This is a genomic window from Gammaproteobacteria bacterium, assembly GCA_037388465.1.
Taxonomy (GTDB): domain Bacteria; phylum Pseudomonadota; class Gammaproteobacteria; order SpSt-1174; family SpSt-1174; genus JARRKE01.
The window spans coordinates 1-12,420 of the sequence record JARRKE010000057.1 but is presented as its reverse complement, the minus strand read 5'-3'; the positions used below and the strand labels follow the sequence as shown (position 1 = coordinate 12,420).

The window sequence follows — 12,420 nt, the reverse complement described above, 5'->3', positions numbered from 1 at the left end:
AGATAACGGTCACCCGCATAGTCCTGCAGCAGGTCGCCGAGTTTCACGTTCTGCAGATTGAATCCGCCCCGCCACACCGGCGTGGCCTGGCGCACATCCAGGGCGGCGTTGGCGTTGAGGCCGCCGCCGTAAAGCGCGGCGGTCAGGGGCTTGATGGCGACGAGGCCGTTCGCGCCGCTGACCACGGCCTTGAGCTTGCTGAGCTGCATATTCTCGATCTGCAGCTGGCCGAGGGTCAGTTGCCCGTTCAACGTCAGGCGGCGCAGCAGGTCGGTCGGCAGATCGATGCGGTCGTCAGCCGCGGCGGCGGGTTTGGCGGCGGCCGGGGCCGGTTTGCCCGCGGATTTCTTCTCGGGCGGCGGCAGGTAATTGTCGGCGTCCAACTGGTCCACCGCGAGATTGAAGTTCACGTTGGGGCGGTCGAAATTGGCCACGCTGACCGAACCGGCCACGTTGGAATCATCCAGCTGCAGCTTGAGGTCGGGCACGTTCACGGCCTGCTGGCTGGCGGTAAAACTGAACCCGAACTGGCCGTTGGTCAGCGACCCGCTGTCGGCCATCTTGGGCAATTGAATACCCAAGGCCTGCAGCACCACCTGCGGATTGAAGGTGCCGGCATCCAGGCGGCCCTTGACCACCGGCTTGTCCGGAACGCCGGTGGCGGCGGCGCTGCCCTTGATGTCCACCCCGTAGACCTGCAACTCCAGGGGCTTGAGGCTGGCGACGTTGCCGTCGAGATCGACCAGCGCATTGGTATCCAGCGAGGCGTCGACTTCGCCGCCGGGCACGGCGTCACCGGTCGCGGTGACCCCCAGCTTGAGGTGGTCGGCCTGGAATCGCTTGTTGTCCAGCCCGACGGTCAGGCGGGTGGTCAGGTTCGCCTTGATGTCCAGGCGCGGCTTGTCCAGCTTCACATGGGCGGACAACTGCACCGGGGAGGCCACGCCCTCGGCGATGGCGCCGGTCTGCAGATTGAAGGGATCCACCACCAGCGAGGTGCCGGTCTGGGCATCGTGCCAATGCACCACCGCATCCTTGATCTGCACGCCCTCGATGGTGATGTGACGGAACGGCGATTCGCCGCTACCTTGGGCGGCGGCCGGCTGGGCGGCCCCCTTGGCCGGCGCGGCGGGTGCCTGCTTTTGCTTGGTCAGGTCATCCCAGTTGGTGACACCTTGACGGTTGCGTGCCAGGTTCAGGGTCAGGCCGTCGAGCCCCAGGGTGGACAGCTGCAGCGAGCGTTGGAAGATCAACGGCAGCAGCGCCACGTGCAGTTCGATGGCCTTGGCGCTGGCGAAGGGCTCCGCACCGAAACCGGGGGCGTTGCTGAGGCTGGTGGCGCCGAGCTTGAGCCCGAGCCAGGGATAATAGGAAAGCTGGATATCGCCCTTGAGCGAGAGGGTGCGCCCCGTCGCGTCCTTGACGGCGGCCTCTATATCGCCGCGATAGCGGTTCGGGTCGAAGGTGGAGATGAACCAGGCGGCCGCCCCGATGGCGAGCAGCAGCAGGATGACCAACGCCAACACCACACGTTTCAGCGCCTTCATAGTCCAGTCTCCATGGCTAGACGAGTGTTTCGGGCGCTAAGTGTAACGCGCCCTCCGATGCGCGCGAAGGGACCCCGGTCACACTCCCGCCGGAGATTGCGTATACAATGCCCACACAGGTTCACGCGGGTCGCTCGATGCATTTTTCCAAGGCCTGCTCACCGGGAATACCCTGATGTTAGAACGGATACGCACAGCTTTCTCACGTTTCGGCACCTGGTCGACGAACGCCTTCGACCGCCTGCTGCGTTACTACCACCCCGAAACCTGGCGTGCGCGCGGAGCCCTGTGGACCACCGGCCTGCTGGCCATCACCCTGGTCATCGTCCTGACCGGCATCGGCATCTACTGGAGCCGCACGCCGGCCTCCTTCGACGTGGTGGCCAACGCCCAGGCCATGGCGGAGCGCGATCACGAGCATCTCGTGCCGGGCTACGTAACAACCGCCACCCTGATCACCGTCATGAGCACCCTGCTCGACAAACCCGGCGGATACCTGAGCAACGACGTGATGCCGCCCGGCGTGCTGCTGGACAACATGCCCAACTGGGAATTCGGCGTGCTGGTGCAGTCGCGCGACCTGGCCCACGCGCTGCGCAACGACTTCTCGCGCTCCCAGTCCCAGTCCACCGAGGACCCGGACCTGGTGATCGCCGAACCGCGCTTCAACTTCGACAGCGAGTCCTGGCTGTTCCCGCCTTCCGAGAGCCAGTACCGCGAAGGCATCAAGGCCCTGCAGCGCTACCTGCACCGGCTGGCCCAGGCGGACGACCCGGACGCCCAGTTCTACACCCGCGCCGACAACCTGAATCAATGGCTGGGCCTGGTGAGCAAACGCCTCGGTTCGTTGTCGCAGCGCCTCTCGGCGAGCGTCGGGCAGATGCGCGTGAACACCGACCTGGCCGGCGACACCGCCGCGCATCAGGCCACGCCGCGTCCTTCCGAGATGGAGGTCAAGACACCCTGGCTGCAGATCGACGACGTGTTCTACGAGTCACGCGGCTCGGCCTGGGCGCTGATCGAATTCCTCAAGGCCGTGGAGTACGACTTCCACGACGTGCTGGTGAAAAAGAATGCGCTGGTCAGCCTGCGCCAGATCATTCGCGAGCTGGAGGCGACCCAGCAGACGGTGTGGAGTCCGATCATCCTGAACGGCAGCGGCTTCGGCCTGGTGGCCAATCACTCGCTGGTGATGGCGTCCTATCTGTCGCGCGCCAATGCGGCGGTGATCGACCTGCGCGACCTGCTGACCAAGGGCTGACGGATCGCTCAGCGGCGCCAGTCGCCCGAACGTCCGCCCGACTTGCGCAGCAGGCGCACGCCCCCCATTTCCATGCCGCGATCGACCGCCTTGCACATGTCGTAGATCGTGAGCAGCGCCACCTGCACCGCGGTGAGCGCTTCCATCTCCACCCCCGTGCGCCCACGCGTCTCCACCCGGGCGTGCACCCGCACGGCGGCGGGCTCCTTCTCCAGCGCGAAGTCCACCTCGACCGAGGTCAGGGCCAGCGGATGGCACAGCGGCACCAGGTCGGCGGTCTTCTTGGCGCCCATGATCGCCGCCACCCGCGCCACGCCGAGCACGTCGCCCTTGCGGTGATCCCCAAGGCGGATGTGCTCCAGGGTATCGGGCTTCATGGCGATGCGGCCTTCCGCCACCGCGACCCGGTGGGTTTCGGACTTCTCGCCGACATCCACCATGTGCGCTTCACCGCGCTCGTTGAAATGCGTCAATTCGCTCATGACCAGTCACTCATTACTAGCGGCGCCCGCAGGGTCTTTCGGCATTGGGCCGGGAGAGGGGCTAAAATGCCCGGATAGACGGATCAGGTTAGCAGAACATGAGCATTACGGTTAAATACTTCGCCAGCCTGCGCGACCGGCTGGGGCGCGAGGGCGACCGCGTGGACGGCGCCGGCACGGTGGCCGAGATCTGGCAGCGCGCCACCGGCGAGGCGGAACTCCCGCCCAACGTGCTGATCGCCGTGAACCAGGAGTACGCCACCCTGGATCAGGCGGTAAACACCGGCGACGAGGTGGCGTTCTTCCCGCCGGTGACCGGAGGCTGAATGGCCGCGGTCCGCATCCTCACCGCCCCGTTCGACCCCTGGCAGACCCTGCAGGACTACGAACAGCGCGAGCACGCAGGCCATACCGGCCTGGGCGCGACGGCCTGTTTCGTGGGACGCATGCGGGATTTCAACGAAGGCGACAACGTCCGCACTATGACCCTGGAACACTATCCGGGCATGGCCGAACGCGTGCTGGAAAACCTGCTGGACGAGGCGCTTTCACGCTGGCCGCTTGAAGACGGCCTGATCGTGCACCGGGTCGGCGAGATGCAACCGGCCGAACCCATCGTGCTGGCCGCGGTGTGGAGCTCGCATCGTGCCGCAGCCTTCGAGGCCTGCCGGTTTTTGATGGAGGCCCTGAAGTCGAAGGCCCCCTTCTGGAAGAAGGAGGCCCTCACCGACGGTAGCGAGCGCTGGGTGGAACACAACACGCCCGGCTAACAGGCTGTTTTTATCTACTCATGCGGCACGATAGGGCGTCAAAATCGTGCTCACCTGAGCGATAACAACCTGTTAAGTCCGGTAGTTGAAGCGAACGCCCGCCGGAGCATCGCCCCGGCGGGCGTTTCCGTTACTGTCCGAGCACCACGAACAGGGAATTGCCCTGGCGCCAGATGTTCAACAGCACCGCACCGTCCGTGCCGCGGGCGGCGGCCTCCAGCTCCTTGATGTCAGTCACCGCGCGCTTGTTCACCGAGGTGATCACATCCCCCTTCTGCAGGCCCACCTGGGCCGCTTCGGAAGACGGATCGACGCCCGCGATCAGCACACCCTTAACCTTGCCGTGCAACGGGGAATCGGCGTCGATATTCGCCAGCACCAGTCCGCTCAGCGCCTTGGCCACACGCCCGCCGTCGACGCTCTGCGTCGCCGCCTGGTCGATCTTGGCGACCAGATCCCGGGTCTTGCCGTCGCGCAGCACCTGCATGCGCACCTCGGTGCCGACCCGCAGCAGGCCGACCACGTTGCGCAGATCCGAAGCACTGGCAACCGGCTGACCGTTGACGCCGGTCACCACGTCGCCGGCACGCAGGCCCGCCTTGGCGGCCGAGGAATGCGGCTCGACCTGGGAGATGACCGCGCCCTTGGTGCCGGACTTGATGTTGAAGGCCTTGGCCAGTTCAGGCGTGAGGTTCTGGGCGATGACCCCCAGTCGGCCGCGGCGCACCTGACCGTATTCGATCAGCTGGCTCATCACGTCCTTGACCATATTCGAGGGAATGGCGAAACCGATGCCGATATTGCCGCCGCTCGGCCCCAGGATGGCGGTGTTGATGCCCACCAGCTGGCCCTTGATGTTCACCAGCGCGCCGCCGGAGTTGCCGGGGTTGATCGGCGCGTCGGTCTGGATGAAGTCCTCGTAGGACTCGATGCCCAGTCCGGTGCGGCCCAGGGCGCTGACGATACCCGAGGTCACCGTCTGGCCGAGACCGAAGGGATTGCCGATGGCCACCACGTAGTCGCCGACCTCCAGCTTGGATGAATTGGAGATGGTCAGCGCAGTGAGGTTATGCGCCTTGATCTGGATGACCGCGATGTCCGATGCGGGATCGGTGCCGATCAGCTTGGCCTTGAACTGGCGGCCGTCACGCAGGTTCACGGTGATCTGGTTGGCATTGGCGATCACGTGGTTGTTGGTGACGATGTAGCCCTTTTTGGCGTCGATGATCACCCCCGAACCAAGCGATTCGACCTTCCGCTCCTGCGGCATGTCCGGCAGGTTGAAAAAGCGGCGGAAGAAGGGATCCTGCATCAGCGGGTTCTGCACCTTCTCGACACCCTGGGTGGCGATGTTCACCACGGCGGGCAGCACCTTTTTCAGCATCGGCGCCAGCGAGGGCTCGCCCTGATCGTTCACCATGGGGGGCAGCGGCGCTATGGCGGCCTGCACCGGCACCGAGACGAACATCAGGAAGGGAAGCAGGAATAAGACCTTGGCAAATCGCATCTTTATATCTTTCATAGTCTGAAATCTCAGGGGTTTAAGAGAGACCCGCGGGGGAAAAGTTCCTACGCCACGGATCACGAAAGATGGGCGCGCGGGTTGAACGGGATCTCCTTGCGCATCCGCTCGTAGAAATCCCGCGCCGCGGCGCTGTCCGCCGGCGGCGTGCTGATATGGATCACCAGATACATATCACCCGCCGGATGGCCCGGCAGGCCCCGCCCCTTGAGACGCAGCTTGCGTCCGGACTGCGTGCCGGCGGGAATCTTGATATTCACCCGTCCGCTCAGCGTCGGCACCTCCAGGCTGGTGCCCAGGGCCGCCTCCCAGGGCGTGACCGGCAGATTGAGGCTGATGTCCCGGCCGTCGAGCAGGTACAACGCGTGCGGCCGGATGTGCACCTCCAGATACAGGTCCCCGTTCGGACCGCCTCCCATGCCCGGTCCACCCTGGCCGCTCAGGCGGATGCGCTGACCGGTGGTCACCCCGGCGGGGATGCGCACCTGCAGGGTCTTGCCGGTGGAGAGACGCAGCGACTTCTGGCTGCCATGAAAGGCCTCCTCCAGATCGATGTCAATGCCGGTGATGACATCCTGGCCCTTGGCGCGGAATCCGCCGTGCCCGCCGGCGGCACGGCCGAAACCGCCGCCGAACAGCGACTCGAAGAAATCGCTGAAACCGCTGCCGCCCGCGAATCCCTCGAAGCCGCCGCCGGCCCCGCCGAAGTCGAAGCCCTGCTCCCAGCCGGGCGGCGGCCTGAACTCCTGGCCGGCCTTCCAGTTGGCGCCGAGCTGGTCGTAGGCCTTGCGCTTTTCCGGGTCCTTGAGGACCTCGTACGCCTCGTTCACTTCCTTGAAGCGGTCCTCGGCATCGGCCTCCTTGCTGACGTCCGGGTGATACTTGCGCGCCAGACGACGATAGACCTTCTTGATCTCGTCCTGGGGTGCGTCGCGGGAGACGCCGAGAATCTTGTAGTAGTCCTTGTATTCCATCTCAGCTCATAGTGAGTCGAAAACGCCGCGTTGGACGCGGCGTTTTCGTTCTGCTCATACAGACGTGATGCTCAGCCCTCGACGGTGATGCGGCGGGGCTGCGCCTTTTCCTGCTTGGGAATACGCACTTCCAGCACGCCGTTCACGCTCTTGGCCGAGATATTGGCGGCATCGGCGGTATCGGGCAGGGTGAAACGCCGGTAGAACGTACCACGTACGCGCTCGACGCGCTTGTAGTTCTCCCGTTCCTCGGTCTTTTCTTCCTTGCGCTCGCCGCGAATGGTGAGCACGCCGTTTTCCATGTGGATCTCGATGTCCTTCGGCTCCACGCCCGGTACGTCGGCGTGCAGCACATAGGCATCCTCGTTTTCCTTGATATCCACGGCGGGCACCCAATCGCTGGTGGCCGCGCCTTCCTCGTCCCGGCGCCCGTACATGTTGTCCATCTCACGCTGAAGCTGGCTCAACAGGCTCCAAGGCTCGTAACGCATCAGTGCCATGTCAAACACCTCCTGAATGCTCATCTAAAGTGAATAATCGAGAGACGTTACTGTCCGCTCTGTCAGTTAAATAATGACAAAGGGCGAAAATTCAAGGTTTCTTGCATCCTGCAGAGATTCCCTTACCCTCAGGTCATACCAGGGGAAAAACAACAAGATGCGCCTTATTCTCATTTGCGCGATTTGGGCAACCACCGCCCTGCTCACCGCCTGCGGCAACGGCGACGGGCAAAACGCCAAACCCGCGGCCGCTGCGCAGACGCCGGAGCAAACCTACGTCGAAACCGGCGATCTGGCCGCGCTGCATGCACGGGGGAACCTGCGCATCCTGATGCCCAGGCTGCCGCCCGAACGTCTGCCACGGTCGGGTTATCCCCTCGACATGGAACAGCAGCTCGCGGAACGCTTCGCCCACCAGCAGGGGCTCAAGCCGGTGCTGGTCTACGCCCCGTTCCCTGAACTGATCCCCCTGCTGAAGGCGGGCAAGGGCGACGTGATCGCCGCCAACCTGACCATGACGGATCAGCGACGCAAAGAACTCGCCTTCACCGTTCCGATCGGCCACGTGCACGAACAACTGGTACTCGGCCCGCACGGCAAGCCGCCACGCAGACTGAGCGATCTGCGCGGCAAAACCCTCTCCGTGCTGCCCGGCACCACCTATGCGCAAACGGCGCGCAAACTGGCGAAGCGCGTCAGCGGCCTGCGCGTCGAGCAAGTCCCCGCCGCCACTGATATCGACGACCTGCTGGACCAGGTCGCCGCCAGCAAGATCGCCTACACCATCCTGGACAACAACCTGCTCGACGAGGCGATGGGATACCACCAGGGCATTCGCCCCGGCCTGCAACTCAGCAAGGAGCAGCCGCTCGCCTGGGGCATCCGCCAGGACAATCCGGAACTGCGCAAGGCGCTGGACCGTTTCCTGACCCACGAACAGCTCACGCGCCCGACCCAGCCCACCTATACGGTGGACCTGGACGGCATCCGCAAACGCAAGGTCCTGCGCGTCATCACACGCAACAGCGGGGCCACCTACTTTCTCTGGCGCGGCGAACTGATGGGATTCGATTACGAACTCGCGCGGCGTTTCGCCAAGTCCCTCGGGGTGCGGCTGGAAATGGTGGTGGCCCCGAGCCGGGACCGCCTGATCCCGATGCTGCGCGAAGGCAAGGGCGACATGATCGCCGCCTTCCTGACCCCGACCAAGGACCGCGAACGCCAGGGCGTGGTCTTCACCCGCCCCTATCACTACGCCTCCGAGGTGGTGGTGGCCCCCTCGGGCGCCAAGGACCTGGACTCGCCAGCCGACCTGGCCGGCAAAACCCTGGTGGTACGGCGCACCAGCAGCTACTGGCAGACCCTGGAGAAACTGCGCCGCGAAGGGATCGGCCTGCACATCCGCCTGGCCCCGGAGGACATGGAAACCGAGGCCATCATCGCCCGGGTCGCTTCGGGCAAATACCCGCTGACGGTGGCGGACTCGCAGATCCTGGAGCTGGAGATGGCCTGGCGCGACGACATCAAGGGCGTGCTCAATCTCACCAAACCCCAGCCGCAGGCCTGGGCGATGCGCAGCGGAGACCGCAAACTGCTGGCCGCGGCCAACCGGTTCCTGAAAAAGGAATACCGGGGGCTGTTCTACAACGTGACCTACAACAAGTACTTCCGCAACACCCGCCTGATCCGCACCCGCCAGGCGGAGCGGCCCGCCCTGAATCCGCAGGGCGAATTATCGCCCTACGACAAACTGGTCAAACGCTACGCCGGCGAATACCACTTCGACTGGCGCCTGATCGTCTCTCAGATGTATCAGGAAAGCCGCTTCGATCCCGACACGCGCTCCTGGGCGGGCGCACGCGGTCTGATGCAGGTCTTGCCCAGAACGGCGCGCGAGCTTGGCGTCGATCACCTCGAAAAGCCCGCCAACGGCATCCGCGCCGGGGTGATGTATCTCGACTGGCTGCGCGACCGCTTCGAGCCGGACCTGCCGGTCAAGGACCGCATGTGGTTCACCCTCGCCGCCTACAACGCCGGCGCGGGGCATGTGCGTGACGCCCGGCGTCTGGCCGCGCGCAAGGGCTGGAACCCCGACCGCTGGTTCGGCAACGTCGAGCGCGCCATGCTCTTGCTCTCCAAGCGGAAATACGCCAATCAGGCCCGCCACGGTTACGTGCGGGGCCGGGAACCGGTGAACTACGTACGCCAGATACGCGACCGGTACCAGGCCTATCTGCGCCTGCTCGAACAGCGCCCGGCTCAGCAGGCCTTGCGCGCCATGCCCACCAGCGCCTGGCGCGCCTCGGCGGCGGAATGGACCGGCGCCTCGAACGCAATCCGGTAATCCTTGCCGCCACGGCGGACCACGAAACCGCGTTCGTCGATCTGCGTCATCTCCAGCGGCTCGTCCTCGCCCACCACGATGCCCGTCTCGCAGCGCAGATAATGGCGCAGCGCCGCCTGATGGTCCGCGTTCATATGGGCGAGAATGCCGGCCCGCGTCTCTGCATCCAGTCCCGCCGGGCTCATACCTCGCCGTCCCAGTAATCGACCTCCTTGCCGTTGCGCATGTAGACGCGGCGCGACTTGCGTGCCAGGCCGAACAGAATGCCCACCTTGTTGCTGTCCGGATATTCGGTAACGTCGGGGCCGGTCATAGTGGAAAAACACAGGTAGCGCAGCGGCTTGCGAAAGGTGTTCACCAGCTGGTGCGCCCCCTTCTTGCCGGCCTTGAGGGCGATGTAATCGCCGGCGCCCACCACGTGCTCGCCGTCGGCGAGGCGCAGCGTGCCCCGCCCCTCGAGGATATAGATCGCCTCCTCGTTGGCGTGATGCAGATGAAACGGAAAGGCCGTGCAGCCCGGCGGCACCTCGTACACGCTGCAGCCGAGCTGATCGCCGCCGGCGGCCTCGGTCAGCCGTTTGCGGCGGCCGACAAAGCGGTCTCCGTGCGCGAAACCTTCCCAGTCGACCTCGTTGTCTCTGGCTATGCCCATACCCTACTCCACGTTCTGGATCTGCTCGCGCATCTGCTCGATCAGAACCTTGAGCTCCACCACCAGCCGGGTGGTCTCGGCGTCCTGCGACTTGGAACCGAGGGTGTTCACCTCGCGGTTGAACTCCTGCATCAGGAAATCCAGGCGGCGTCCCACCGCGTCGTCACGCTCGAAAATCTCGTTCAGCTGCTGGAGATGGCCGTCCAGCCGGTCGAGCTCTTCGTCCACATCCAGTTTCTGCGCCAGCAGGGCGACCTCCTGCTCAAGGCGGCCGGGATCGAGTTCGCTCACGCCCAGTTCGGCGATCCGCGCCTGGAGTTTTTCGCGCAAACCCGCGTTGACCATTTCCCGCCGGGCGCGCGCCTGTTTCGCCAGATCGGCCACGGCCGCGCTGCGCTGGCTGATCAAATCCTGCAGCCGCTGGCCCTCGGCGCCACGCGCAGTGACCAGCGCATCCAGCGCCTCAGAGAAGGATTCGCGTGCCGCCGCCTGCAGGGCCTCGTTTTCCGGTTCCGGCTCCTGGAGCACCCCCGGCCAGCGCAGAATATCCATCGCCCCGAGGCGTGCGGCATTGGTGATCCAGTCCTCGACCTCCATGCAGGTATCCAGCAACGCGCGGGCCAGCGGTTCGTTGAGGGTAAGCTTGGATTCGGCGCCCAACGTCGGGGAGAAGCGCAGAGAGGCCTCCACCTTGCCGCGCGCCAGTTTTTCCCGCGCCGCCTCGCGCAGGCCGTTCTCCATGGCACGGAATTCCTCTGCCATGCGCAGGCTGATCTCCAGATAGCGGTGATTCACGCTGCGCAGTTCCCATACCAGGCTGCCCCAGGGGGTCTCGCGCTCGATGCGCGCAAAGCCGGTCATACTTTTGAACACGCCGTTCTCCTAATAGATTGCGGACCTGGTCCGACGAGCGCCCCACTTTACCCTGCATGGCCCGGGCTCGGCCATGCCCCCGGCTGCGGGAACGAAAGCCGCCGGCACGAAAGCTCAAGGCGGCACAAATAAAAATTTCACGCCTGCAGTGAATTTCCTGGCGCTTTCGCGCTCTATAGGGGGTTGTGCTTTATCGAAATCGCGCATATTCCCGACATCCAGAGCCTGTGAACGTGAAAGTCAGACCTTTCCTGGCGGTCTTGTGCCTGACCCTGTTGACCATCCGCCCCGCTACCAGTGCCGACCTCGCGACCGGCAAATCCATCGTGATGCACGGCAACGGCCATGGCGCGCCCGCCTGCGCCGTCTGCCACGGGCTGCACGGGGCAGGCAAACTGGCCGGCCACTGGCCACGACTCGCCGGGCAGCACGCCGCCTATCTGCAAAAAGAGCTGCACGATTTTGCCGACCAGTTTCGCGACAGCCCGGTGATGCACCCCATCGCCCTCTCGCTGAGCGACCGGGAAATCAGCGACGTCTCGGCCTATTACCAGGCGCAGCATGCGCCCGCGACGCAAACGGCACAGGATGATCCGGCTCTGATCGCCGCCGGCCGCCGGCTGGTCACCCGCGGCGACTGGGACAGACTCATACCCGCCTGCATTCAATGCCACGGCCCCGGCGCACGCGGCATCGCGCCGCATTTCCCCGCCCTGGCCGGGCAGGACGCGGCCTACATCCAAACCCAGATCCGGTCCTGGAAGGACGGAGAACGCCGCAACGATCCGAACCAGCTGATGCGCACCATCGCGCTGCGCCTCTCAACCCACCAGGTACGCGCTGCAGCGGCCTATTTGTCCAGCCTCGAACCGATGGGCGAATGAGCCGTTGTGATTATGTGGAGATCTTTCATGTTCGACCCGCGCCCGCTCCTGCGCCTGCTGCCGCTGGCGGCCGGCCTGCTGCTCGCAAACCCGGCTGCCGCACAGCCGTCCACGCCGGCCCCGTCCACCGCCTGGCCGGCCTCGAAAGGGCGGGCCCCTTTCCACCCGCCCGCGGAGGACCAGATTCCTGACAACCGCTTCGGCCGCCTGGTGCGCTACGGGGAGCACGTGTTCGTGGACACGCAGATCCTGCGCGGCAAATACGTGGGCAACGGCCTGCAGTGCGTCAGCTGCCATCTCGACCGCGGGCGCCTGGCGAACGCCTCGCCGATGTGGGCCGCCTACGTCGGTTACCCGAAACACCTCAAGAAAAGCGGGCGGGAAATCACCCTCACCCAGCGCATCCAGGGTTGTTTCCGCTTCAGCATGAACGGCAGCCCGCCGCCCGCGAACGGCAGGGTGATCAAGGCGTTGGAGGCCTATTTCCACTGGCTCGCCACCGGCGCCCCCAAGGGCGTGGCCCTAAAGGGCGCGGGCTATCCGCCCATCGCCGAACCGGACCGGGCGCCGAGCATCGCCCGCGGCAAACAGGTCTATGAGGCCGACTGCGC

14 protein-coding genes are annotated in these 12,420 nt (G+C 65.1%); 6 read left to right on the top strand and 8 right to left on the bottom strand.

Going from position 1 to position 12,420, the window contains the following annotated elements; all coding sequences use genetic code 11:
• Positions 1-1,547, bottom strand: a 1,547-nt coding sequence (locus tag P8Y64_10600) for an AsmA family protein (GenBank protein MEJ2060917.1), incomplete at its 3' end; no start/stop codon positions are given.
• 175 nt (positions 1,548-1,722) lie between these two features.
• Here P8Y64_10600 and P8Y64_10595 point away from each other — a divergent pair.
• Complete coding sequence (locus P8Y64_10595; GenBank protein ID MEJ2060916.1) at positions 1,723-2,808, top strand: DUF2333 family protein; 1,086 nt, start codon at positions 1,723-1,725, stop codon at positions 2,806-2,808.
• Positions 2,809-2,816: 8 nt separating this feature from the next.
• Here P8Y64_10595 and moaC read toward each other — a convergent pair whose 3' ends face one another.
• Positions 2,817-3,290 (bottom strand): cyclic pyranopterin monophosphate synthase MoaC, encoded by a 474-nt coding sequence (gene moaC / locus P8Y64_10590; protein ID MEJ2060915.1) that lies wholly within the window; start codon positions 3,288-3,290, stop codon positions 2,817-2,819.
• Between the two features lie 98 nt (positions 3,291-3,388).
• Here moaC and P8Y64_10585 point away from each other — a divergent pair, with 98 nt between their 5' ends.
• Positions 3,389-3,616 carry a MoaD/ThiS family protein gene (locus P8Y64_10585; protein ID MEJ2060914.1) on the top strand — a complete coding sequence of 76 codons (228 nt, stop codon included), beginning with the start codon at positions 3,389-3,391 and terminating at the stop codon, positions 3,614-3,616.
• Positions 3,617-4,060 (top strand): molybdenum cofactor biosynthesis protein MoaE, encoded by a 444-nt coding sequence (locus tag P8Y64_10580; GenBank protein MEJ2060913.1) that lies wholly within the window; start codon positions 3,617-3,619, stop codon positions 4,058-4,060. It abuts the gene before it with no gap.
• Between the two features lie 130 nt (positions 4,061-4,190).
• Here P8Y64_10580 and P8Y64_10575 read toward each other — a convergent pair whose 3' ends face one another.
• The 3 genes from P8Y64_10575 to P8Y64_10565 all read right to left on the bottom strand — a co-directional run bounded on the left by P8Y64_10575 (position 4,191) and on the right by P8Y64_10565 (position 7,056).
• A complete protein-coding gene (locus P8Y64_10575; protein MEJ2060912.1) occupies positions 4,191-5,567 on the bottom strand; it encodes a DegQ family serine endoprotease in 1,377 nt (458 codons plus the stop codon).
• Positions 5,568-5,641: 74 nt separating this feature from the next.
• The gene (locus P8Y64_10570) at positions 5,642-6,556 is read right to left on the bottom strand and encodes a DnaJ C-terminal domain-containing protein (protein MEJ2060911.1); all 915 of its coding nucleotides are present in this window, start codon (positions 6,554-6,556) and stop codon (positions 5,642-5,644) included.
• A 71-nt stretch (positions 6,557-6,627) separates the two neighbouring features.
• The gene (locus P8Y64_10565; protein ID MEJ2060910.1) at positions 6,628-7,056 is read right to left on the bottom strand and encodes an Hsp20/alpha crystallin family protein; all 429 of its coding nucleotides are present in this window, start codon (positions 7,054-7,056) and stop codon (positions 6,628-6,630) included.
• A gap of 157 nt (positions 7,057-7,213) precedes the next feature.
• Here P8Y64_10565 and mltF point away from each other — a divergent pair, with 157 nt between their 5' ends.
• The gene (gene mltF / locus P8Y64_10560; protein ID MEJ2060909.1) at positions 7,214-9,400 is read left to right on the top strand and encodes a membrane-bound lytic murein transglycosylase MltF; all 2,187 of its coding nucleotides are present in this window, start codon (positions 7,214-7,216) and stop codon (positions 9,398-9,400) included.
• On the opposite strand, the gene P8Y64_10555 is transcribed toward mltF, so the two are convergent.
• Genes P8Y64_10555 through P8Y64_10545 form a run of 3 tightly spaced genes read right to left on the bottom strand, consistent with a single transcriptional unit; the run spans position 9,316 to position 10,925 of the window.
• Positions 9,316-9,585, bottom strand: a complete 270-nt coding sequence (locus P8Y64_10555) for a DUF2470 domain-containing protein (protein MEJ2060908.1) — start codon at positions 9,583-9,585, stop codon at positions 9,316-9,318. The genes mltF and P8Y64_10555 overlap by 85 nt on opposite strands.
• A complete protein-coding gene (locus P8Y64_10550) occupies positions 9,582-10,052 on the bottom strand; it encodes a cupin domain-containing protein (GenBank protein MEJ2060907.1) in 471 nt (156 codons plus the stop codon). Before P8Y64_10550 ends, P8Y64_10555 begins: the two co-directional genes overlap by 4 nt.
• Positions 10,053-10,055: 3 nt before the next feature.
• Entirely contained in the window at positions 10,056-10,925 is an 870-nt protein-coding gene (locus P8Y64_10545; GenBank protein ID MEJ2060906.1) for a YicC family protein, read from the bottom strand.
• A 233-nt stretch (positions 10,926-11,158) separates the two neighbouring features.
• Here P8Y64_10545 and P8Y64_10540 point away from each other — a divergent pair, with 233 nt between their 5' ends.
• A complete protein-coding gene (locus P8Y64_10540) occupies positions 11,159-11,809 on the top strand; it encodes a c-type cytochrome (GenBank protein ID MEJ2060905.1) in 651 nt (216 codons plus the stop codon).
• A gap of 27 nt (positions 11,810-11,836) precedes the next feature.
• On the top strand, positions 11,837-12,420 hold a 584-nt coding region (locus P8Y64_10535; GenBank protein ID MEJ2060904.1), incomplete at its 3' end, for a cytochrome C.